Source organism: Bradyrhizobium iriomotense (assembly GCF_030160715.1).
GTDB lineage: Bacteria > Pseudomonadota > Alphaproteobacteria > Rhizobiales > Xanthobacteraceae > Bradyrhizobium > Bradyrhizobium iriomotense.
Genome location: NZ_BSOW01000038.1, coordinates 1 through 22238, shown reverse-complemented (window position 1 = coordinate 22238; position 22238 = coordinate 1). Strand labels below are relative to the sequence as shown.

22 protein-coding genes, 1 tRNA gene and 1 pseudogene are annotated in these 22238 nt (G+C 60.6%); 12 read left to right on the top strand and 12 right to left on the bottom strand.

The features are described 5' to 3' along the window. Positions 1 to 359: 359 nt before the first annotated feature. The gene (locus QQL28_RS37810) at positions 360 to 689 is read right to left on the bottom strand and encodes a hypothetical protein (RefSeq protein WP_284273897.1); all 330 of its coding nucleotides are present in this window, start codon (positions 687 to 689) and stop codon (positions 360 to 362) included. A gap of 473 nt (positions 690 to 1162) precedes the next feature. Here QQL28_RS37810 and QQL28_RS37805 point away from each other — a divergent pair, with 473 nt between their 5' ends. The 4 genes from QQL28_RS37805 (at position 1163) to QQL28_RS37790 (ending at position 5063) form a co-directional block, all read left to right on the top strand. Beyond that, entirely contained in the window at positions 1163 to 2290 is a 1128-nt protein-coding gene (locus QQL28_RS37805; protein ID WP_284273896.1) for an ABC transporter substrate-binding protein, read from the top strand. Between the two features lie 19 nt (positions 2291 to 2309). After that, positions 2310 to 3329, top strand: a complete 1020-nt coding sequence (locus QQL28_RS37800; RefSeq protein WP_284273895.1) for an ABC transporter permease — start codon at positions 2310 to 2312, stop codon at positions 3327 to 3329. Further along, a complete protein-coding gene (locus tag QQL28_RS37795; protein WP_284273894.1) occupies positions 3323 to 4111 on the top strand; it encodes an ABC transporter ATP-binding protein in 789 nt (262 codons plus the stop codon). Before QQL28_RS37800 ends, QQL28_RS37795 begins: the two co-directional genes overlap by 7 nt. 151 nt (positions 4112 to 4262) lie before the next feature. Further along, positions 4263 to 5063, top strand: a complete 801-nt coding sequence (locus QQL28_RS37790; protein WP_284273892.1) for a class I SAM-dependent methyltransferase — start codon at positions 4263 to 4265, stop codon at positions 5061 to 5063. 187 nt (positions 5064 to 5250) lie between these two features. Here the strand turns inward: QQL28_RS37790 and QQL28_RS37785 are convergent, their stop codons facing one another. Both QQL28_RS37785 and QQL28_RS37780 read right to left on the bottom strand, forming a co-directional pair. Continuing rightward, positions 5251 to 5700, bottom strand: a complete 450-nt coding sequence (locus QQL28_RS37785; RefSeq protein WP_284273890.1) for a hypothetical protein — start codon at positions 5698 to 5700, stop codon at positions 5251 to 5253. A 7-nt stretch (positions 5701 to 5707) separates the two neighbouring features. Then, positions 5708 to 6982 (bottom strand): adenylate/guanylate cyclase domain-containing protein, encoded by a 1275-nt coding sequence (locus QQL28_RS37780; RefSeq protein ID WP_284273888.1) that lies wholly within the window; start codon positions 6980 to 6982, stop codon positions 5708 to 5710. Positions 6983 to 7326: 344 nt separating this feature from the next. Here QQL28_RS37780 and QQL28_RS37775 point away from each other — a divergent pair, with 344 nt between their 5' ends. Further along, positions 7327 to 7599, top strand: coding sequence for a hypothetical protein (locus QQL28_RS37775; protein WP_284273886.1), 273 nt, complete (start codon positions 7327 to 7329; stop codon positions 7597 to 7599). 272 nt (positions 7600 to 7871) lie between these two features. On the opposite strand, the gene QQL28_RS37770 is transcribed toward QQL28_RS37775, so the two are convergent. The 6 genes from QQL28_RS37770 to QQL28_RS37745 all read right to left on the bottom strand — a co-directional run bounded on the left by QQL28_RS37770 (position 7872) and on the right by QQL28_RS37745 (position 13035). After that, on the bottom strand, positions 7872 to 8393 hold the full coding sequence (locus QQL28_RS37770) for a hypothetical protein (RefSeq protein WP_284273883.1): 522 nt from the start codon (positions 8391 to 8393) through the stop codon (positions 7872 to 7874). 225 nt (positions 8394 to 8618) lie between these two features. After that, on the bottom strand, positions 8619 to 9581 hold the full coding sequence (locus QQL28_RS37765) for an alpha/beta fold hydrolase (protein ID WP_284273881.1): 963 nt from the start codon (positions 9579 to 9581) through the stop codon (positions 8619 to 8621). 315 nt (positions 9582 to 9896) lie between these two features. Continuing rightward, complete coding sequence (locus tag QQL28_RS37760; RefSeq protein WP_284273880.1) at positions 9897 to 10388, bottom strand: DUF3237 domain-containing protein; 492 nt, start codon at positions 10386 to 10388, stop codon at positions 9897 to 9899. Between the two features lie 26 nt (positions 10389 to 10414). Then, the gene (locus tag QQL28_RS37755) at positions 10415 to 11728 is read right to left on the bottom strand and encodes an MFS transporter (RefSeq protein ID WP_284273879.1); all 1314 of its coding nucleotides are present in this window, start codon (positions 11726 to 11728) and stop codon (positions 10415 to 10417) included. After that, positions 11728 to 12384 carry an RNA-binding protein gene (locus tag QQL28_RS37750; protein WP_284273878.1) on the bottom strand — a complete coding sequence of 219 codons (657 nt, stop codon included), beginning with the start codon at positions 12382 to 12384 and terminating at the stop codon, positions 11728 to 11730. Before QQL28_RS37750 ends, QQL28_RS37755 begins: the two co-directional genes overlap by 1 nt. Before the next feature lie 249 nt (positions 12385 to 12633). After that, on the bottom strand, positions 12634 to 13035 hold the full coding sequence (locus QQL28_RS37745; protein ID WP_284273877.1) for a nuclear transport factor 2 family protein: 402 nt from the start codon (positions 13033 to 13035) through the stop codon (positions 12634 to 12636). A 107-nt stretch (positions 13036 to 13142) separates the two neighbouring features. Between QQL28_RS37745 and QQL28_RS37740 the strand changes: the two genes are divergently transcribed. From QQL28_RS37740 to QQL28_RS37725, 4 genes and pseudogenes are all read left to right on the top strand, one after another. After that, positions 13143 to 13508 carry a LysR family transcriptional regulator gene (locus QQL28_RS37740; protein ID WP_284273875.1) on the top strand — a complete coding sequence of 122 codons (366 nt, stop codon included), beginning with the start codon at positions 13143 to 13145 and terminating at the stop codon, positions 13506 to 13508. Between the two features lie 18 nt (positions 13509 to 13526). Further along, entirely contained in the window at positions 13527 to 14411 is an 885-nt protein-coding gene (locus QQL28_RS37735; RefSeq protein WP_284273874.1) for a DUF6537 domain-containing protein, read from the top strand. A gap of 6 nt (positions 14412 to 14417) precedes the next feature. After that, the gene (locus QQL28_RS37730) at positions 14418 to 14780 is read left to right on the top strand and encodes a YciI family protein (RefSeq protein WP_284273873.1); all 363 of its coding nucleotides are present in this window, start codon (positions 14418 to 14420) and stop codon (positions 14778 to 14780) included. 86 nt (positions 14781 to 14866) lie between these two features. Beyond that, positions 14867 to 16098: pseudogene (locus tag QQL28_RS37725) on the top strand (acetyl-CoA C-acetyltransferase). Between the two features lie 680 nt (positions 16099 to 16778). Here the strand turns inward: QQL28_RS37725 and QQL28_RS37720 are convergent. Next, the gene (locus QQL28_RS37720; RefSeq protein WP_284273872.1) at positions 16779 to 16955 is read right to left on the bottom strand and encodes a hypothetical protein; all 177 of its coding nucleotides are present in this window, start codon (positions 16953 to 16955) and stop codon (positions 16779 to 16781) included. 1393 nt (positions 16956 to 18348) lie between these two features. Between QQL28_RS37720 and QQL28_RS37710 the strand changes: the two genes are divergently transcribed. Further along, positions 18349 to 19983 carry a recombinase family protein gene (locus tag QQL28_RS37710; protein ID WP_284273871.1) on the top strand — a complete coding sequence of 545 codons (1635 nt, stop codon included), beginning with the start codon at positions 18349 to 18351 and terminating at the stop codon, positions 19981 to 19983. Here QQL28_RS37710 and QQL28_RS37705 read toward each other — a convergent pair. Then, a tRNA-Arg gene (locus QQL28_RS37705) sits at positions 19954 to 20026 on the bottom strand. The two genes, QQL28_RS37710 and QQL28_RS37705, sit on opposite strands and share 30 nt — an antisense overlap. A gap of 185 nt (positions 20027 to 20211) precedes the next feature. Between QQL28_RS37705 and QQL28_RS37700 the strand changes: the two genes are divergently transcribed. Beyond that, positions 20212 to 20631, top strand: coding sequence for a CopG family transcriptional regulator (locus tag QQL28_RS37700; RefSeq protein ID WP_284273942.1), 420 nt, complete (start codon positions 20212 to 20214; stop codon positions 20629 to 20631). Positions 20632 to 20635: 4 nt separating this feature from the next. Next, positions 20636 to 21820, top strand: a complete 1185-nt coding sequence (locus tag QQL28_RS37695) for an extracellular catalytic domain type 1 short-chain-length polyhydroxyalkanoate depolymerase (RefSeq protein ID WP_284273869.1) — start codon at positions 20636 to 20638, stop codon at positions 21818 to 21820. Positions 21821 to 22032: 212 nt separating this feature from the next. Here the strand turns inward: QQL28_RS37695 and QQL28_RS37690 are convergent. Next, on the bottom strand, positions 22033 to 22238 hold a 206-nt coding region (locus QQL28_RS37690; RefSeq protein WP_284262526.1), incomplete at its 5' end, for a transposase.

Below are 22238 nucleotides of genomic sequence, written 5' to 3'. Positions count from 1 at the left end.
GCTGTGGATCAGGACGCGTTTGAGGCCTGCTACCTCTACCAACGGCGCGAAAGCGGACATCGTCCGAGGTCCAAGTCGGATCCAGAATCGGACCTGCCCCGGCGGAAACCACACTGGTCAGCTTTAGCTCCAGCAGCAGACCTAGATCAGCCAGCTACGACGACGCCAGACGCCTACCGCCGTTCGCACATCAAATGTTATGGAAGAAGCGGGCCGTTGGACGACTTGGCGCATACTGAAACGTCCGCTACGCGCGCAAGTACTGCGGTCGACGACGACGCGAGGCTCTGCGTGCCATCCTCTAACGCAAGCGCCATCTCTACGCGCTAGCGCAGCAGATAAGCGAGATTTGCTCGAGGTCATCTGGAGGCAACAGTCTCCTCGAACAGCTCAACCTTGCCGCACGTGTTGTCTGTCAACGCAAAAACCTCGAATAAATCGATCTGTGGCTTCGTGCCGTAGCGCTGGATAATGCCCTCGAGCCACGGCCCGGTGTAGAACGCCTCGGCGTCCTCGATGCGCTCCCACTGATACACGCCGCCCGCCCAGCCGCTTTCGGACCAGATGAAGTGCTTGCTGACCAGCCCCGTCACCTCGCGAAAGTTGGGTGCGATCTTATGAAAGTGCTCGCGACACGCTGCGTAGTCGATCTGCGGCGGCAGCTTGTATCGTACGACGGCGGTAATCATGCGACCTCCTTGTAAGGATGCCCGGCGCAACATTGATGACATTCCCGCGGTCAAGCAAGCGAAGCGGGAAGCCGACATGGGTCAGAGGCGCAAAGCCTCACCAGTCGCTTCTGTTGCTACGACAAGCCGACTAGTCCAGAGCATGCTGCCTTATCCTGCATGGTCTTTGGAGCGGCGTCGCTCAATTCGCGCAACGCAGCCTCCATGCTGGTGCGTGTGCACGACCGGAATATCGATCATCTCCTCGCGCCGATCGCGATCACAAGCGACAGACGGCGCCGTGAGTAGGTCAATACGATTGACAAGAGCCTCAATTTGTCGCGGCTATCTCCTTCCAATTTTTTGCGTTAATGTGAATCTCTTCATACCCTTGTAGCAGACGGGCTCGGATGATGCCCGAAGAGAGGCGAGCTAAGGGCCCGCGATGCGCCACCCGGTTCTATTCCACTCACACGCGAGTTTGGGAGCGACACATGGAAAAGCGCGAAATTGGCAACAGCTTGACAAAAGGTCCGTCCGAAGCGAAGCGGGGCGCCTTCTCCCGCCGCTCGGTGCTGACATTGGTTTGCACCCTCGGCGCCGCCGCGCCGTTTGGATTCGGAGCGGCTCGCGCGCTGACAGCATCCGGGACTGGATCGCTGTCTTATATTCCTGGCGAGTCTTATATTTGCCGCGCCGCAGCGAACGGTGAAGAGCTGCAGGGCCCACCCCGCCAACTAAAAATCGCCTGGAACGCGAACGCAGCGTGCACGGTCGCTGCGGCAGTCGCAAAGGAACGGGGTATCTTCGCCAAGCACAACCTCGATGTCGATTTCGTCAATTTCGGCGGTACGACCGACCAGTTGTTGGAGGCAATTGCAACAGGCAAGGCGGATGCCGGTTTGGGATTGGCCCTGCGCTGGCTCAAACCGCTTGAACAAGGTTTCGACGTGCGGATCACTGCCGGCGTGCACGGCGGCTGCATTCGACTTCTCGGCTCCAAGGCTGCGAATATCGATAGCCTGGAGTCCCTGCGCGGCAAGGCTATCGCGATTAGCGATCAAGCGAGCCCAGCGAAGAACTTCTTTTCGATCTACCTCGCCAAGAAGGGCATCGATCCGGCCCAAGAGGTAGAGTGGCGCCAGTACCCGGCCAATCTGCTCGCGCTTGCGGTCGATAAGGGCGAAGTGCAGGCGCTAGCCGAGATAGATCCGCTGCCCTATCTCTGGCTTAAGGATGGCAAACTTAACGAGATCGCGACGAACTTAACGGGTGAATTCGCCGATCGAACCTGCTGCGTCCTCGCGATACGAGGCAGCCTCACCCGAAGCGAAATGCCGGTGGCAGCCGCTCTGACACGATCGATACTGGAAGCGGCTGACCGAGTTGCCAGCGATCCCGCCGACGCTGCAGCAATCTATTCGGGCTACGGCGGGAGAGGGTCCGTAGAGGATCTCGCCACGATGTATCGCAGCCATACTCACTACAATCATCCCGTCGGGGCGACGCTCAAGAAGCAACTTTTACTCTACACCGATGAACTCAAGGCAGTGAACGTCATCAAGCGAAGCACTGACCCGGCCAAATTCGCCGAGCGGATTTATCTTGACGTTCTAAGCTGACCGATTGGGAAGATCCGCAGTGAGCTCGGTCATCAATGAAGTGCCGAGGCCATCAGAGAAATCGGGTTTCGGCTTTTTTGAACGTTCAGCCACTGGGCCGTTAATCGGCGGACTGTCGGTGGCGGCTTCATGGTCTATGGTCGCCGCGCTCACTGCGTTCTGGCCGGATAAACCCGAAAACGATTGGACCTACACGGGCGGTTTTGCCATTGCCTGCGGAGCATTGGCTGTCGCCATTGCCGTGGCGGCTTTTGCCGGCGTTCGTTTTGCTGCTTTTCAGCGCCTCAAGCGGCTTTTCCCTTGGCTGTTCGCGCTCGCGCTGTTCTTGGCTGCCTGGGAGGTCGTGACAGCAAAGCTCGGATTGCTTCCGTTGCCATTCTTTCCGCCGCCGCAAGCCATCGTCGAAGTCGTAATCGACGACTGGGGGCGGTTGGTTGAAGGCATCTTCGCCTCAGCTCGCCTGCTTGCGACCGGTTATCTTATCGGTGCGACGGTGGGGTTCGTGACTGGCGTCGCGATCGGCTGGTCGCGGCTCGTCGGCTATTGGATCCACCCAATCTTGCGGTTCGTCGGGCCGCTGCCCGCGACGGCCTGGCTGCCGCTCGCATTTTTCGTTTTCCCGTCGAGCTTCAGTGCCAGCATTTTCCTGATTGCGCTCGCCACCGGGTTTCCGGTCACCGTGCTTACCTGGTCGGGCGTCGCCGGCGTGAAGAGCGCCTATTACGATATTGCGCGAACGTTGGGAGCAACCCAGCGCTTCCTCGTGCTCAAGGTCGCCATTCCGGCGGCAATGCCACATGTCTTTGTTGGCCTGTTCATGGGTCTCGGCAACTCGTTTGCGGTTCTTGTCGTAGCCGAAATGCTGGGCGTTAAGGCGGGGCTCGGCTGGTATCTGCAATGGGCGCAAGGTTGGGCGGCTTATGCCAATATGTACGCCGCGCTGCTGCTCATGGCGTTCTTGTGCTCCGGACTGATCACGCTGCTGTTCCGCTTGCGGGACCGCCTGTTATCCTGGCAGAAAGGTCTGGTGCGATGGTAGCGGTGATCGCAAGCGATCACGCGGCCCGTGGATCGACGCTAACGCTCCGCGAGGTGAGCCATCGCTTCGATCTCGAAGGGCAGCCCCTGCCGGTATTGGACCGCATCAACCTGCAGGTCGGCCGCGGCGAATTTGTCGCTCTCCTGGGACCGAGTGGGTGCGGAAAATCGACCTTGTTGCGGCTGGTCGCGGGACTCGACACTCCAACAGCCGGCTCCCTGGTAACGGATGGAAGGGAAATCGAAGCACCCGATCCGTCGCGCGTCGTCGTTTTTCAAGATCCCACGCTTTATCCATGGCGGACGGTATGGAGCAACGTTGCGCTCGGTCTGGAAGCCCGCGGGTTGCTGCGCACCCATCGGGGACGTATCGAAGACGCGTTGCGCCTGGTTGGGCTCACTGGCTTCGCCAATGCCTACCCTCACCAGCTTTCCGGCGGCATGGCGCAACGTGCGGCTCTGGCGCGTGCGCTTGTCAACGACCCGAAGCTGCTCATTCTCGACGAACCCTTGGGCCAGCTCGACTCGCTGACTCGCATCGCGATGCAGGCCGAACTTGTATCACTTTGGCAGCGCTCGAGCTTCACGGCGCTGCTGGTCACCCACGATGTCGAGGAGGCGCTCTTGCTCGCCGGCCGCGTCATCGTGCTGAGCCACCGACCTGCACGGATCAAGGCCGAAGTCGTCAACAGCCAGCCCTATCCTCGCCACCGGGGCGATCCGCACTTCGTTGAGCTTCGTCGCGAGGTGTTCGAGCAGCTCGGCCTCGATGAGGCATGGTAGCCGTCAAAAAGGGCTCGCCGTGACGGATCTTGTCATACGCATCATAGAGCAGCCGCATGGCGTGCTCGCTGCGATTGCAATGCGATTGCTGTTTCGGCTTAGCAGCCATCCCGTCGAGCTCGAACGATTTGGGAAACGAACGGAGACTTCGATGACCTCGGAATTCAACGTCCACAACGCCGCGGGCTATGAGCAGCTCATGGGTCGCTGGAGCCGAAGACTCGCGCGGCAATTCACCGACTTTACAGGGGTTACTGACGGCGAAAAAATTCTCGACGTCGGCTGCGGCACCGGGAGCTTGACCTTCGCGCTCGCCGAAGCCGCCGACCTCGCCGAGATTGCCGCGGTCGACTATTCACCAGTCTTTGTCGAGGAGGTGATCCGGCGCAACACAAACCCGCGAATAAAAGTCCGACAGGCGGATGCCTGCGCCCTGCCTTTCGAGGATGGAACGTTCGACCGCGCTTTGGCGCTTCTCGTGCTCCACTTCGTTCCCGAAGCCGGCAAGGCAGTAGCCGAGATGCGCCGCGTTGTTCGGTCGGGCGGCGTGATCGCGGCTGCGGTGTGGGATCATCTCGGCGGCATGCCCGGCATGCGCATGATGGTCGACACGGTGGCGGCACTCAGTGAAAGCGGGCGCCAGCTGCGCAGTCGCTATTGCTTTCAACCGATGATGCAGCCGGGCGAACTGCGCGGGACTTTTGCCGAACAGGGTCTCGTGGATATTGAGGGAGTGGAACTGATGATCCGCATGGACTACCAAAGCTTTGCCGATTATTGGGCGCCGATTGCCGCTGGCGAAGGGCCGCTCGGCAAGTATGTGGCAGCGCTCGACGCTGCGGAACGAGCCCGCACCGACGCCGCCGTCCGCGCTGCCTACGAGGCTGGCCGGCCCGATGGTCCGAGGTCCTTTGCAAACGTCGCGTGGGCCTGCCGTGGCATCGTTCCATAACTCGACGGTCAGAGCCGTCTCTTCCGAGGTCCTGAACCCGAAATCGCACCTTACATCATTCGGATATGAGACGTTATGGAAGAAGTCGGCTAATGGCCGACATCCGCTTTGCCGCTTTCAGCGGACCTACAAACATTTAAGTCGAACGGCAGCGTTGGGCCACGAGCGGGCATTCAATTTCCGGCATTCACTCAGGCAATCCGGCAAGCCTGTATGCTTTCAGGGCCGTGGCCTTGGCCTCTGGAACCCATCGCAATCGCTTATCCCATTCACTGATCCGAAACGTTGGTTCAACGACTAGAAGCCCCTCGCAGGATTGACGGGCCTCTTCGATCCTATCGGACATCGCAAGGGCTGTGATCAGCGCTCGGTGATGGCCCGGCACGTTGCCGTTCAGTCGGATGGCCTGCCTTGCAGCCGCAATTGCTTGTTCATGATCGCCGAGTTGATTGAGGGCGCTTGCCGTCACGCCCACGCGGTCGTGTTCAGTTGGATCGCGGGGACTTAGAGCCTGTGCTTGTCTAATGCAATCGATCGCCCGCCTCGGCCTTGCGCAATAGAGGTTGGTCCAGCCAGCTTCCATCCATGCAATGGCAGAATAGGGATAGTCGCGGCAAGCCTGTTCAGCCAACTCCATGCCGGCCTCATGCTCTCCGAAGCAAGCAAAAACAACGTCCCGCCATAGCCATGGCTTCCACGTTGAACGGATCAAGTTCCAACGCTCTGCGCGCGTGGCCCAGGCAATCCTCAATATCTGCATCATTGTCAGATGATCGTCCGGAGGCGACCCGATACCCCTTCGCATTTGCTGCCGCCACGGCTGCTGACGCGAAACCCGGATCGATCGCCAGCGCCTTTTCCGCCAACGTGACCGCGTCGTTGAGCCCCGATGCCGTCATCTTGCGAAAGGCGAACTTGGACCGGAGCAAGATTTCGTAGGCGGTGAGATTGGAGGGCTTCGTGAGTGCCCGCGCTATTTCGGCCTTGCCGATTTGCGGTCCGATGGTGCCAACGACGTTTGAGACGATGCGGTCCTGAAGTTCGAAAACATCGTCCAGCTTACCATCATATCTCTCCGCCCAAAGGTGGCGGCCGGTATCGGCCTCGATCAACTGGCCGGTGATACGGACTTTCTGCCCCGCCCTCCTGATTGACCCTTCGAGGACATATCGAACACCCAGATCGCGGCCAACGACGCGGATGTCCGGCGACTTGCCTTTGTAGGCAAAGGAAGAATTTCTTGCGACGACGAACAGGCTGGGATACCTCGCCAAGGTCGTAATGATGTCCTCGACCATTCCATCGGCAAAGTATTCCTGATCAGGGTCGCTGCTCATGTTGTCAAAGGGAAGAACGGCTATCGATGGTCCTTCCCGCATGATACCAGCGGCGGCTTGGTCGCTCTCGCTCGTGGCAGATCCTTTGGCGCCATTGTATCGCCAAACGCGGATCGGCTCAGCGATGTTCTTTAGGCTCTGGTATCCGCCATCTTCGAAAGGCGCCTCAAGCCTGGTGCGTATCTGCCGAAAGGTGTCGTCCGAAATACAAAGCCCTCCCGGAGCGGCGATGGTCTCTAGCCGTGCCGCTATATTCACGCCATCGCCGAAAATATCATCATCGTCGATGATGACGTCCCCTATGTTGATCCCGATCCGAAACTTGATAGGTCCGGCAGCCTCGTCACATCGTGCTGCCATTGCACTCTGCACTTCGATCGCACAGGCTACGGCATCGACCGCACTTGCAAACTCGACCAACAATCCATCGCCGGTTGTCTTAACGATGCGCCCGTTATGCGAGGAGATCGATGGATCAACGACGTCGCCACGAATGGACTTTAGTGCGGTCAGCATCCCGATTTCGTCGGCCTCCATGAGGCGAGAGTAACCAACGACATCTGCCGCCAGTACCGCCGCCAATCGCCGTTCTACCCGGCCGCCTGCCACGAGCCCCCGCTCACCTTGTTGGTATCAGGCACATAACAGCACAGATGCCTCAATATCACCAGCCGTCGATTTCGTGGAAGGACCGCTAAGGGTCATCTCCGGACCTCCGCGCGCCTCAGAGTGATGTCCGCTTTTGCTGCGACAGCAAACATTAGCGACGGGGCACCGTCGAAGGGTGGTCGTACGATGGCTTGCCATGATGAAGTAGACACCCGGTTCGTTGATGCCAGGGATGTGACTAATCGTGTGGCCGCTATTTGTTGGGGCGCTGCGGCTGGGCGTTAACTAAGTAGGCGGGGGTATTTGGAGAAAAAGCGATGCGTTCCATTTTGGCCGTGAGCCTTCTAATCACCCTGTGCGGCTTTGCGAATGCGGCGCCGGTGCATCACCGGCGGCACGCTATTGTTCGTTCCGATCAGGGCATGTTCGCATCAAGTCCCGCTTCGGGTTTTGCCTACGCGTCACCTCAGCCGCCGACCCACTACCGGTCCGGACCCTACCATGGCTACAATGAACCCTATTTTGGCGCTTCTCAGGGTTACGCGCCTGGCGAAAAGGAGCGATTTCTCGGCAGTGTATTCAGCCCGTGAATGCTCGTCGCCAGAAAATCATGTCCATCTCGTCGGCGATGCCTTTGCACGAAGACCTCGGCGCGATCTGCTAAACATCGACGCGATGGGTCATTCGCGTCAGTGTAGCCCTGCTGCGGTGACTTCCGGTCAACCCCGGCGAACGGACATCTTCGGCACCGCTCGGCATGTCTCAAACGGGCCAATAGGCGACGTTCCCATTCTCCGAAGTTACGAACAAATGCCCGGCGTATTCCTCGCCATCAAACAGATTCCGCTATTAACGCAGAACGCTATTTGCTGTCGGTTTCCCGCCAAAGTGTCCAGATCCAACCCACGAAGGTCGCGACCAGCACGGGATAGGCGTAGGTCGGCAACGGTGTAGACGTTGGCTGCAGCGGCTCACCCCAGAAAATTCTTGCCGCGGTCACAATAAATAGGACCGCGCTCAAGATGCCGAGGATTCTGATTGGCATGGTGAATAGCTTTGGAACGCTGATAAGGAGAAGCGCCGTTGCCCAAAGAGCGGTGCCAGCGGCAAATGCCGGGATGCTACCCGCAAGACCTGCCGCAGGGGCTGAAAGCAAGATGACACCCTCGCCGATGGCAAAAACCAGAAAGCCGCCGGCGACAACGTCATTTCCTGCTCGAAAGTATTTTGTGGCGAGCATTGCTGCGGCCATCACAAGCCCCGAGCCGTCGATCGCCCACAGAATCGCCTGCACGTTTTGTTGCGTTACCATCGCCCCCGCCATTCCCAGGGTACCACCAAGTGCAAGGCCTACGGCCGCGATAACGTTGATCGAACGATGCATCTTCTTCCCCCAAAGCGGTCTAACAAAACTACGCTGCCGACAATGGGAGAACAAGCGGCGATCAATGTCGCAGTTGGGTCACAAGCCGCAAACCTCAAATTGAGAAGAACAGGTCCGCTCGTCACCCGTTAGCCGATGTGATAGCGGACATGCTGCGAGTTCGCCTGCGGGCCAGACGGCGACATTGCGTTGCTTGCCGCGTCTACGCAAGTCCCCGTTCGCGATCTATAACTGTTTCAGGAATTCCAGGAGCGCATTGCTTACGTCTTTGGCGCGCTCTTGCTGAGTCCAATGACCGCAACCTTTCAAGACTATTGTCTCGCGAAGCAAGGGCACGAACTGTTTCAGGCTAGGGACGAGATGGCTCCAACTCGGCGATCTGTAAACCCCGTCTCGATCGCCAACGACATAGAGTGCCGGGACCTGAACCTTTGCGCCGGACCATGGTGCGAGCAACTCCCAATTGCGATCAATGTTGCGATACCAATTCAAACCTCCTCCAAAGCCGGTGCGCTTGAACTCCTCAACGTAAAATTCGATGTCACTGTCCGTGAGCCACGGCGGCAATGATTGGGTCGTAGGCTTCCCATCAAGCCACCCTCCCTCACTAGGAAGCATCGTGAGCGACGCAGGATCTTCAACCGGCGCATCGCCGGATAGAGCAAACAATGTTGTCTTGATTGCGTTGTGGACGTCTTTTTCGAGTTCTGCCTCGGCAACGCCCGGCGTCTGGAAATACAGTTGATAGAAGCGCTGCTTTTCGGTCCTCGGCATGACGGTGCTTGGTCGGTTGGGACCACGCACCTGAAACGGCACGCTCAAGCCAACGACAGCTCTAAATCGATCCGGTCTAATCAGAGCGCAGCGCCAAGCGACCGGCGCTCCCCAATCATGTCCGACAACGACTGCTTGATCCGTGCCGATCGCGTCGAGCAATCCGACCATGTCTCCGGTCAAATGCAATAGAGTATATTGATCGATCGCATCTGGTTTGTCCGTCTGCCCGTAACCACGCATGTCGGGCGCGATGGCGCGATATCCGGCGGCAGCGAGCGCTTCCAATTGGTGCCGCCACGAATACCAGCACTCCGGAAAGCCATGGCAGAGAAGCACGGTGGGGCCGCTCCCTGCTTCGGCCAGGTGCATTCGAATGCCATTTGTCTCGATAAATCGAAGCGAGATCGTCATTGCCAACCTCCGCAAGATCATTGATCTGATAGCTAATCAGTCACATTGTGAGCTCCAGCCACAACCGAAGTGGCTCCGCCGACACCCAGTCGAACGGCGGACCGCCAAAACGACATGCTCTACGAATTTATTTTCGAGCCCGCACCGCGCCTCCGGCAGCATCGGCGCAAGGTCGGCTTCGGGTCAATCGCGTCGACCTGGTCGGATGCCGGCCACTTCCGCTCTAACCCGAAAAGCCGACGAAGCGTCCGGCCAACACATCCAATTCATTCGTCTCGCCCGTTGCCGGCATGCCGTGTCTGCAGACCGTCCCAGTCAGAGAACTTCGAAGAGGCTGTAGAAGACGCCAGACGGTGTCCGGTAACCGACTCCAACTGCGATGATGCCGTTGAGCCAATCATGCGCCGGCGCCGCGGTCTCGAACGTGGGGTTGGTTCGGAAGTAGTAAGTCGACGGGTCGACGTCCTCGCCTTTGTTGACCCGCTCGATGATAGCAGCGGGACCATGGCGTAGCCCCTTGTAGGTCATGCCGATCATCGCGCCGTTTACGGCTTCGAGCACCAGCCTTACCTCGAGCAGAGTGCTGCCGTCGCTGCGAACGGTCTGCCAGTCGTTTCCTCCGGGCAGCACCTTGCCCGACAGCCGTTCGCCTTCGAAGATGCCACCTGGAACCACGCCAACCCGCCGGAAGGCGCCAGGCGCCCCGCCAATGATCTGATAGGGCTGGACGTCCATGTGCATTACGAAAAGCGGCCGGGTTTGGAGCGCCAGCAGCGATGGCGGTAAGTCTGTGGGAATGGCAAGCATGTGACCTCCGGTAATCGTGCTGGAATTCAAGGGCAGTGCGGACCCGGCTGTCCGGATTGCAGTCGCCTTTTTGGATGGGATGCGTCTGAACGCAGACGCCCTCTGAAAAGCGCAGCGCAGATCGCGACCGACGCAGCCTTTGGTGGCTCGGCATCCGCGGAACCAGGCCCGGTTTTGTCGCTAAGACTGTAGAGGAGCGCAGACAGAGGCAGCAGCACGCCAAGGATGACGACGCCCGGCCAGTCGAAGTGTACAAAGCTCCAAGCTGCGATGGCCGCCGCCGCCGACCCGCCGCCGAAGAAGACCGCGATATAGAGTGCGTTCATCCGGCCCCGCTTCTCCGGCGCCAATGCGTAGATCGCCCGCTGCCCGAAAACGAGGTTCGCCGCGACCGCGCCGTCTAGCACGATTGCTGCAAGCACGACGATCGTGACGTTTCCCCTGCTGGCCAGGAGCGTCGCGCCGTACGCCAGAATCGCGAGCATCATGGCGCCCGCCGTCACCGAGCGGCCATAGCCACGATCGACTAAACCGCTCGCGATCGGCGGTGCAATCGCGCCGGCAACGCCCGCAAGCGCGACCCAAGCGATGCCGCGTTGCGAGAGGTTGAACGGCGCTTCGGCGAGCCACAGAGGAACCGCCGTCCAGAAGCTGATAAAGGAGCCGAACATCGCCGCGTGGTAGTATGCTCGGCGCCGCAGTATCTCCGTCTTGCGAAAGATGTCTCCCATCGATCGCATAAGCTCACCATAGGTCTGGGCACCGGACGGCCGACGAATCGGCAGAGAAATGAACAAGACGGCGGTCATCAGCGCCATCAGAGCAGCGGCGATGAGGAAGACTGAGCGCCACGCCAGTTTGTCCGCGACGAAGCTTGATGCCGGCCTAGCCAGCATGATGCCCAGCATCACTCCGCTGACGAGTTTCGCAACGGCCCTTCCCTGCCGCTCCGCGGGCAACAATTGGCTGACATAGGGCATGATGATCTGGATCGCGCTCGCCGAAACGCCCGAGATGAAACCGATCCCCAGAAACAGACCCGGCTGGCTGGCGCACCACAGCAGGGCCAAGCAGATTGCTTCGGTCGCCATCATCACAAGTATGAGCCGGCGATTTTCGACGAGATCACCTAATGGCACCATCAGAAGAAGCCCGATGCCATAACCGGCCAGCGGCAGCGTGGTGAGCAGGCCGGCTTGCTGCCGAGCCATCCGGAAGTCGGCGGCAGCGAGGTCCGCAATCGGCTGGACGAAATAGAGATTTGCGATCAGCAGGCCGCAAGCGACTGCAAGCAGGGGAATCAGCCGCGATATAAAGGCGGGTGACTGATTGCTCTCCATCAGCATACTCGCGTGAACATGGCGACTACCGCGGCCTCGAGCTGGTTCGTGGCACCGGCTGTCTCGATGACCTCGGCCGAACGGCTGCCGCGCAGGCCTGCGGTCGTTGGACGTCCATCGCGCACAAAAGTGTAGAAACCGGTCACAAGATAGGCGCCGAGCGCATCGATGTGCTCGCCTTGCTGCGCCAGAACCTTCTGGAAGGTCGGCGTTGCGAAAAAATCGCGGGCAGCGCGGGCGCTTGTGAACGCCACTTCGGCAATGGCAAGGTTGAGCCGGTCATCTTCCACGATGTGCTCGACGTTGGGAGACGGCGGCGCCGGATGCTCATTGCTGTACCGCTCGGGCAGGTGCAGCTTCCATTTCTGGACGGCCTCGGACCGTGCAAGCTCGGCGCTGGTCTCCGCGAGCCAGGCGGAGGCTTGCGGACCCGGCCTCCGATTCATGTAGACATGCACGCGATGATAGCGGTCCGGACCGTTGCGGGCACCGTCCTCTTCCCGGTCGACATAGGTCAGCGAGCCGTTGGGAAGGACATAGGCGATTGCCTCGCCGATGAAATTGACCTCGTCGCCATAAAGGATCGCGCCGGCTTTCGCGAAAGCAGTCTGATCGTCGAGACTGACGAATCCGAGTTCGGCCGAGCCGTCGAGCACTGCCTTGATCGGCGAACGCCATCGGCGAGCGGCCAGAGATTGGCAGTGTGGTTGCGGTCGAAATGCTGCTGGACATAAAAGTCGAGGCCGGGAAGCCGCGAGCAGAGCGTCGCGTGAACGTCGCGCCAATAGCTCGTGAACAGATCGTGCGGCAAACCCTCGCGACGGCGAACCGAGGCGTAGATGTTGTGGCGGACCGTCTTGTCACGCGCCGAGTAGTCCTGCGTAGACATGGTGACTCCGGATGCGTCAATTCTGATGGGGGTTGGCTTGATCAAGCAGGATCTTCGGATCGAAATAGGCGACGAGAAGCCGTACCGCCTTGCCTTCCTTGATGTCCCAGTGCTCGGAGATGATCACCGACTGGTCGGTGCCCTGCACGACGATGTCAATCAGCGCCACGACATGCTGACCTTCGGCAGTCAGACTGATGTAGCGCATCCGGGCGAAGTCGAGGGTCGCAGCGACCTGCGGCAGGATGGATAAATACTGCGCCTTGCCAAAATTCCCGCCCCAGGGAAGCGATGGTGGGACAAAAAGCTCGAAATTCTCCGCGAGCCGGTCGGCGAAGCTGGTGATCTCGCCTCGTGCGCCGCCGTCATAGAAGGATTTCACAATCGCCTTCGGCTCGATCGTAGCTGCATCCCTCATCACGGTTGTTTCCCTAGGCCTCAGCCGGACGGATCAAGGTCGGGATATGCCCTGCCTGCGGGGGCAGACCGCGCGCCCAGTGCCGCTCCGCTATAAAGGCGGCTGGTGTGCCTGAAAAAGACTTTGTAAGCTGGTCCCATGCCCGCGAGATATGGGAGATTGCAATGGAGCTACGGCATCTCCGCTACTTCATCGCCGTGGCCGATGCCGGAAGTTTGACGGTTGCCGCCGAACAGAAACTGCACACGTCCCAGCCGTCGCTCAGCCGGCAAATCCGCGATTTGGAAGCGGAAGTCGGCGTTCAACTGATCCATCGCAGCGCGCATGGTGTCGAGCTGACGCCGGCCGGAAAAGTCTTTCTTGACCATACCCGCATGGCGCTGGTCCAGGCGGAAGCGGCCAAGGAAGCCGCTCAACGCGCAGCCCAGCCGGCACGACCGTCATTCGCGCTTGGCTTCATGTCGGGAGCCTAAATTGGCCTGCTGCCGGAAGTGGAGCGCGTGCTGCGCGAGGAGTTTCCCGGCATCGAAATCCGCCTGTCGAGCGATTACTCTCCCGTGCTCGCCAAGGCCCTGATGAGGCGTAAGCTCGATACGGCTTTCATCCGGCCGGAGGAGCACATGGAAGATTTGAACTACACGCGCGTCCGCACGGATCCGCTGGTCTTTGTGTTTCCGAGCGACCATCGCCTGGCCTTGCTGACGGCTGTTGCGCCACAAGAGATCGCGAACGAAACCTTCTGTCTTCCGTCCAAGGCCGCGGCGCCTGCCGTGCGCCGCGTCGTCGTGGAATATTTCAACCGGGCCGAGCAGCGGCTCGGCCTAAGCGCCGATCTGCCGCTGACGCGCGCGGTCGCGGACAGTCTGTTCAAGCTGATGGCCTACAAAGACGAGTACGAGGTCGCCCGGCTATATCGGTCGCCGGAATTTGCGGCCGCGCTGAAGAACCGGTTCGAGGGCGACGTCACCCTGCGCTTCCATCTTGCGCCGCCTTTCATTGCGAAGCCCGGCCCGAACGGCGCCGCTCCGCGCAAGCTCAGCTTCGGCCCGTGGATGATGCATCTGTTTGCGCTGCTCGCATCGCTGAAATTCCTGCGCGGCACGCCGTTCGATCTTTTTGGCTACACCGAGGAACGCAAGACCGAACGCCGTCTGATCGGCGACTATGGCGCGCTGGTCGAACGGCTGCTGGCCGGCCTGTCACCGGCCACCCTCGATACGGCGGTGCGCCTTGTGGCGCTCCCCCAGAAGATCAGGGGGTATGGTCACGTCAAGGCCAGGAGCCTCGCCGGGGCGGAGCGGGAGAAGCAGAATCTGCTCGCTCAGTTCGATGCGATCCGTGCGCCGCTCGCCGGGCGGAACAGGGGAGCGGCGTAGAGGATCATGCTGACGGTCGTACGATGTCTGTACAGGCCCGGCGGCGCGGAGGAGCGGCTGCACATCCGCGACGTCCATGTCGAATACATGATCGCCAATCGTCATCTTCTGGAGCAGGGCGGCGCGCTGGTCTCGCCGGAAGGCGCGGTCGAAGGCATGTTCCTGATCCTGCGGCACGACAGCCGCGCGGCGGTCGAGGCCTTCCTCGCCGGCGAACCCTATACGCGCGCAAGCCTGTTTGCGACCACCACGATCGAATGTTTCGATCGCTTCGTGCCGCATGCGGATCCACACTTCCTCGAGAAGCTGCTGGTGGCCGCGCGGGAATGGATCGCCGCCAAACGGCGGAAGGCCGGAGCGAAGACATGATGCCGCCGAACGCCTAGTCGCGAATTAGCAGCCCGCTCCCGGCCACTCTAATCCCTCGTCACGACGAACATCTTCTGGAGAATATCATGGTTGACGCGCTGATCATCGATGCATGTCGAACGCCCAGAGGCATCGGCAGGGCCGGCAAGGGTGCGTTGTCAGGCATCCACCCGCAGCAGCTCGGCGCCACTGTACTGCGCGCGCTCGCCGACCGCACTGGGATCGACACCTCCGATGTCGACGACATCATCTGGGGCACCAGCGCGCAGGTGGCCCAGCAAGGCGGCGATCTCGGGCGGATGTCCGCGCTCGACGCCGGCTATGACGTGCGCGCCAGCGGCGTCACGCTGGATCGTTTCTGCGGCTCGGGCATCACCAGCGTCAACATGGCGGCCGCCTCGATCATGGCCGGGATGGAGGATCTCGTTATCGCCGGCGGATGCGAGATGATGTCGATGGAAGGCCGGCGCGGCCAGGGCCCGATGATGATGGATTCGGGCAACCTGCGCCTGCGCGCGAGGCATCCGCAGTCGCAACAGGGCGTCTGCGCCGATGCGATCGCGACCATGGAGGGGATCACCCGACAGGACGTCGATGCGTTCGGACTTGAAAGCCAGCGGCGGGCGGCCAGGGCAATCTCGGACGGCCATTTCAAGAAGAGCCTCGTGCCCGTCTATCGCGAGGACGGCACGCTTGCGCTCGATCGCGACGAATATCCGCGACCGCAGACGACGATGGAGAGCCTGGCTGGTCTGAAGCCGGCGTTCCCGACGGTGGCGGACACGCCGATCGACGACAAGGGCACGACCTATCGCGCGCTGATCCTGCAAAGATATCCCGATCTCGACATGATTTCGTGCACCATGCCGGCAATTCGTCGGGCGTGGTCGACGGCGCCGCGGCGATTCTGCTGGCATCACCGGCTTACGCGAAAGCGCATGGGCTGAAACCTCGGGCGCGCGTGGTCGCGATGGCGAATATGGGTGACTCGCCGACGCTGATGCTTAACGCGCCGGTTCCCGCAACGCGCAAGGTGTTAGCCAAGGCGGGGCTGACTATCGACGACATCGATCTGTTCGAGATCAACGAGGCGTTCGCTGTGGTTGCTGAGAAGTACATTCGCGACCTCAAGCTCGACCGCGACAAGGTGAATGTGAATGGCGGCGCGATCGCGCTGGGCCATCCGATCGGTGCGACTGGCTCGATCCTGATCGGCACACTGCTCGACGAGATGGAGCGGCGCAACCTCCAGCGCGGCCTAGTGACCATGTGTGCCGCTGGCGGCATGGCACCGGCGATTATCATCGAGCGGGTATAGGCCGGTTAATCAGTCGCTAGGATCCGGGGTGCGTCGTCCAATTGTACTTGCCCAATGGTCAGTTTGAGGTGGAGTAGATCGCGCATAAGCGAATTGCCTGCGCATGGACAGTTTTTCTTCAGAATGCTTACTCGCTCGATTGGGCCAGAACTTGGCGTTCAGCTTGGGTTCCGCCCATCGCGCTGTTAAACAAAGAATAACTGGCGCGCCACGGCCGATGAAGATGGGCACTACTCCCTCGCGATTCCCCTATGATGCTGCAGCCCGCGATGCGCTCCAATTGGCAAGTCTGCGATGCTCTGCCATCTAGCACTACGCATCGTCGATCCGCCGATGTTGCGGGTGGTCCGCTTACCCCTCAATAGCGGTAATCTCGATCAGCCTCCCAGATAGAGGCGAAGGGCCAAGAGGCGGCATCCCAGGTTTGGACTGATAAGAAAGAGGCCGCCAATTGAGGCGGCCCTACTGGCTCTCCGAAGGCGGTTCGGGCCTGTGCCGGCCCAACAGAATGGATGGATCAGACTCCGCCAAAACCTTTTTCGACAATTTGATGAGCTCCCGGGCACGCTCTACCAGCTCGCGATCATACTCGCTGGGGCGATAAATCTGTACTCGGGGCAACAGTCGGTGTTTTTCGGGCATGGGTGTCAAACCGTCACCGACTTAGAAACGCAAAACACTTACTTAGAGTTCCATATCGCGCGGCGAAGGGTAAAGCGGGCTTCCTGCTCACGGCGGTTCCTCTCGCATTCCGCTATCATTTCTCGGCGCTGATCAACAAGCTCCCGACTTTTTGCAATCGCCCGGTCGGAAGCATCGAACAAGTCTTGAGTTTCCCGGCTAAACGGCTCGGCCATTGCGCGTTCCCTCCACTATGCAGGCGGGAGCGCAATCGGTCTCTCAGCCACCGACGCCTACGGACAGGCCCTTGGCCGGTGATATAGGCATAATGCGCCGATATTCGTTTGGTTGCGAGTGAAAATCGGCCAGTCCCTAAGGCAGGCCTTACTTCGGCGGCTGCAGGGCCGGCGATGCAGCCACTCGTTCATATGAGAGGCAGTTTCGGCGTGCCCCGCTTTGCGGATAAGTTCTTCGCGTAGAGCGCCGGGCGGAAGCAGCTTGGCTTCTTCGCGTAGGCGCTTCGCTTCTTCGGCAAGGCGGCCTTCAAGGGTAAGGGTTTGTTTGAAACGTCGTCGACGCTGCATGGCACAACCTCGGGCTTACGGGTCCTAATCCGTAGGGTTCAGCACTTCTGATCCTAATATGCAGATGGTGGGGAGTCAGTTCCCTAGTAGACAGCGAGCATCGGCTGTTCACAATGGCGGACACATCGCGTCCAATTGGGCCGTTCTGCCTAGCTCCTTCCTGCACCCGAATTGCTTACGACCGGCGCAACCGCGGCAGCTCCGGCGTTCTGTCCTCGACCGGCTAGGAGACATGAGTTGCATCTGCAGTCGACAATGACCCAGGATATCAACTGCGCCAAATCCGCGCGGAACCTGCTCCCGTTCTGCTTGTCCTGGTTTTTGCCCGATGGCGGTTTGGCGAAGGACAGCGCAGGACCGGCGAGGCGCAGACCACCGACCGCTTGATAGCAGGATAAAGCGACCAAGGTGCGCGGCGGTCGATCGTCAGATAGTGCAGAAGCTTATCGCAATTTTTCTGGCATCTCCGCACATTGCAAGAGTCCGGGTTCTCCTTTGCGCTCAAGAGGTCAGTGCAATGTGCGGCCGAGACCGACCTGACTTGGCGGTGCTGAGTGATCGGCGCTTGGAATGGCGCTGCCGGACCAGCCGACGCCCGTCAAGGCTCGCGCCTCGCGCGCCCGGCTCCGCCGGCTGACGGCCTTGACGGGCCTCGCCTGTCCCGGCGTTTGACCGCCACGCGCTGATGGCTCAGCGCGAGCGAGACGCCGCTCCTCATCGAAAAAACTCGGCGGACAAATTTGCGCCGTTCTCTCGATGAAGTCTGCCTGCCGCAGGGGCGCCATGGCTCATCATCAAAAATCTCGATCAAGACGAACGCGGCCGTTGGGTCCATTGCCCGACGACCTCTACGACCATTTGCGGCCACCAGTTCGGCGAAGGCGCCGCCCCGCAAAGAAGAAACAATCTGAGTGGACCGTGACCGACGACTGGCCTCAGGAGGTCCCAATCACCGAGGCCGAGATCGAGGTCTTTGAGGCCTGGTTCGGCGATCTGTTCGACGAATTGTTTTCGACCCGCCACTGACCCCTTTTCGGAGATCGCCATGACGATGCCGGTTCGCGCTGCCCTCTACCTGCGAGTCTCGACCGGCCGGCAGGCGGAGAACGATCTTTCCATCCCGGACCAACGCCGCCAGGCCAAAGCCTATTGCGCCTCGCGCAGGTGGGAGATCGTCGCCGACTATGTCGAGCCCGGCCTATCCGCGACCGATGATCGGCGGCCGGAATTCCAACGCATGATCGACGCAGCCACCACCAAGCCGCCGGCGTTCGACGTGATCCTGGTCCATAGCTTCAGCCGCTTTTTCCGCGACCAGTTCCAGCTCGAGTTCTACGTCCGCCGCCTCGCCAAGGCCGGCGTCCGGCTGGTCTCGATCACCCAGGAGCTCGGCGACGATCCCATGAGCAACATGATCCGGCAGATCATGGCGCTGTTCGACGAGTACCAGTCCAAGGAGAACGCCAAGCACACGCTCAGGGCCATGAAGGAGAACGCCCGGCAGGGTTTCTGGAATGGGGCCTTACCGCCGATCGGCTATCGGATCGTGGAGGCCTCCGAGCAGCGCGGGCACCGGACCAAGAAGACCCTTGAGATCGATCCCGTTCAGGCCGAGACAGTGCGCCTGATCTTCCGCCTCGCCCGAGAAGGCAACGGAAGCTCGGGACCGATGGGCATCAAGTCCATCGCGACACATCTGAACGCCGTCGGCATCCGGACGCGCGACGGCGGAAAGTGGGGCCTCGATGCCGTCCACAAGGTGCTGACCAGGACGACCTACATCGGCCGGCATCGTTTCAATACCAAGTTCTGGAAGACCCGCGAGCGCAAGGCGGAAACCGAAATCGTGGAAATGGCGGTGCCGGCAATTGTCGACAAGGATGAATTTGAGGTCGTCCAAATGCTGCTCAAGAGCCGAAGCCCGGCGATGACTGCACCAAGGATCGTCAGCGGCCCGACCCTCCTTACCGGCATCTGCTTCTGCGCTGCTTGCGGTGGAGCGATGACGTTGCGCACCGGGAACAGCGGGCGTTACCGCTACTACACCTGTTGCACCAAGGCGCGCCAGGGCGAGACCGGTTGTCCGGGCCGCACAGTCCCCATGGAAAAACTCGACAACCTGGTCGCCGAGTACATCGAGCAGCGTTTGTTACAGCCCAAGCGTCTTGAGCAGCTTTTGTCACACGTACTCGATCGCCGCACCGAGCGCGCCGAGCGACGAAAATCGCACATCGCCGACTTGCGCAAGCGGGCGGCCGAGGCAGACGCCAAACTCAAGCGGCTCTACGATGCGATCGAGAACGGTGTCGCCGATCTCTCTGACCCCATGCTGAAGGACCGCATCGCTGAACTGAAGGCCACGCGCGATCAGGCCCGCCTTGACGCAGAGAGGGCCGAGGAAGCGATTGATCGCGGCGGCCCGACCATCACGCCACAGACCCTCAAGACCTTTGCCAGGACAGCCCGCAAGCGGATTCGGACCGACGGCGGCGGCTACCGCCGCGACCATCTCCGCGCATTCGCCCAACGCGTCGAAGTCGACCAGAAAGAATTGCGCATCATGGGATCGAAAAGCGTACTTCTGCGCACGCTCGTCGCTGCTTCAAGCGTAAAAACGACGGGTTTTGGCGTGCCCAGTTCTGTACCGAAGTGGCGCACCCGACACGATTCGAACGTGTGACCTTTGCCTTCGGAGGGCAACGGCCGCATGCCGCAACCTTTGCCAGGGGGCCGTCCTAACCGAACTGTCGCGTTGTCTGCGACGACGCCGTCAGAGATACGCTGTCGTTGGAGTTTCGGCCGATTAGCGGTTCCGACTCCCACTCATTCCTGCCCCTTGAAAATTGCTTTCGAACATCCATATGACATCCAAGTACCATCCAACTGGATGGCAAAATTGGATGTGTCCATGGCCGATAATGTGCGCGAACTGCGACCCAGGACTCCCGACACCGAGAAAATTACCATCAACCTTGGCTATGTCGACCTCGGTCACGTCGATCTCATGGTGCAGGAGGGGTTCTATTCGAACCGGACCGATTTCATCCGGACGGCTATTCGAAACCAGCTCGAACGCCATGCAGATGTCGTCAGGCAATCCACCGCCCGAAAGAGCCTGGACCTCGGGCTGAGAAATTACACCCGCGAGGATCTCGAAGCGGCGCGGCGTGCCGGCGAGATGCTGCAGATCAATGTTCTGGGCCTGGCCACCATCGCCCAAGACGTCACCGCCGAATTGGCCCGCGCCACCATCGCCTCGGTCTCGGTGCTGGGCGCGCTGCACGCAACTCCCGCGGTCAAGGCTGCTCTCGCCGACAGGATGAGGTGAAACGATGTTGAATCAAGACATGGTTCGCGAAGCAACCCGCCTCACACGAGCCGGCCAACTGGTCGAGGCCACCGCGCTCCTGCAGCGCATGCTCCGCGGCGAGCGTGACCCAGGACCGGCATCCCGCAGCCACGCCCCGAATCCGCTGGCGAGGTTTGAGCCGCCGACCATCGACGCAAAGGCCCGCCTTGTCGAGGAGAGCCAAAGGAGGCCGCCCGCCCAGGCCGCCACTGTTCGAGGACACAAACGTCCCGCACCGCTCGACGGCATGAGGGCGTTCTCCGGGCTCAGTCTGCGAGGTCCGATCGGACGCGCTCCGCCGTCTACGTCGGACATCGTGCCAGATGGTACAAAATTCGTAGAGGGCACTTTCAGCAACGCCGCGGGAAGCCGGACCTACAAGCTGTTCATCCCGAGCCGTTCTCGGGGAGAACAACTTCCTCTGGTCGTCATGCTTCACGGCTGCACCCAGTCGCCGGACGATTTCGCCGCCGGCACCCGGATGAACTTCCTGGCGGAAGAGCAGAATTGCTTTGTGGTCTATCCCGAACAGCCGAGCGGAGCCAACCAGGCGAAGTGCTGGAACTGGTTTCGCACAGGCGACCAGCAGCGGGGCAGGGGCGAACCCTCGCTGATCGCGGGCATCACCCGCCGGATCATGCGGGACTATTCGATCGATCCGAAGCGCGTCTATGTCGCGGGTTTGTCGGCCGGCGGGGCCGCTGCCGCCGTCATGGGAGCGACGTACCCCGACCTCTACGCAGCGGTCGGTATTCATTCGGGCCTCGCCAGGGGGGCCGCCAACGATCTTCCCTCGGCACTCGTCGCCATGCGGCAGGGGGGCGGGTCCGGAGCAACCGGGAAGGGCGGTTCTCCTGTGCCGAGCATCGTTTTCCACGGCGATCGCGACACCATCGTGCATCCCAACAACGGCGAACGGATTATCGAGCAGTCCGCCAAGGCGACGACTTCGACAACGAAGGTGCTTCGCGGACGAGTACCGCACGGCCATGCTTATAGCCGCACCGTCTTTACCGACGGGGACCGCCCGGCGATCTCCGAACACTGGAACATCCATGGTGCCGGACACGCGTGGTCGGGCGGCAGTCCCGCCGGCTCCTACACCGATCCGCGGGGGCCGGACGCAACGAGGGAAATGCTGCGCTTCTTCCTCGAGCATTCGCTCTGAGTTTATCTTTCAATGGGAGTTGACTGACACTCTCTCCGCCGCACGGTAGCGTCCGAGCCCTGCCGCAAGATGCTTGCTATATCATCATTGGATTGCAAGTGAGCGTCTGGTTCGCCTTCTCCTCGTTCGAGAGTTTCCGGGCGGTCACTAGGATGAGGAGGTCCCGAATGGCCGTCGACTCCTCCGGGGCAAACCCCTAAAGCGTGATGGCATTAAGTTCGATAGCCTGAATTTTTGAGGTAGTTGGCGCATTCCTCGGATGTGAAGGCATCGAGTGCGTGGCCGATTGCGGCGCAGACCGCGTCGACGGTTCGCGCGGCGGCTTTGCGGACGAGGTGCTTGAGCTTGGCAAAGACCTGTTCGATCGGGTTCAGGTCGGGCGAGTATTTTGGCAGGAAGAAGAGTTTGGCGCCGACCG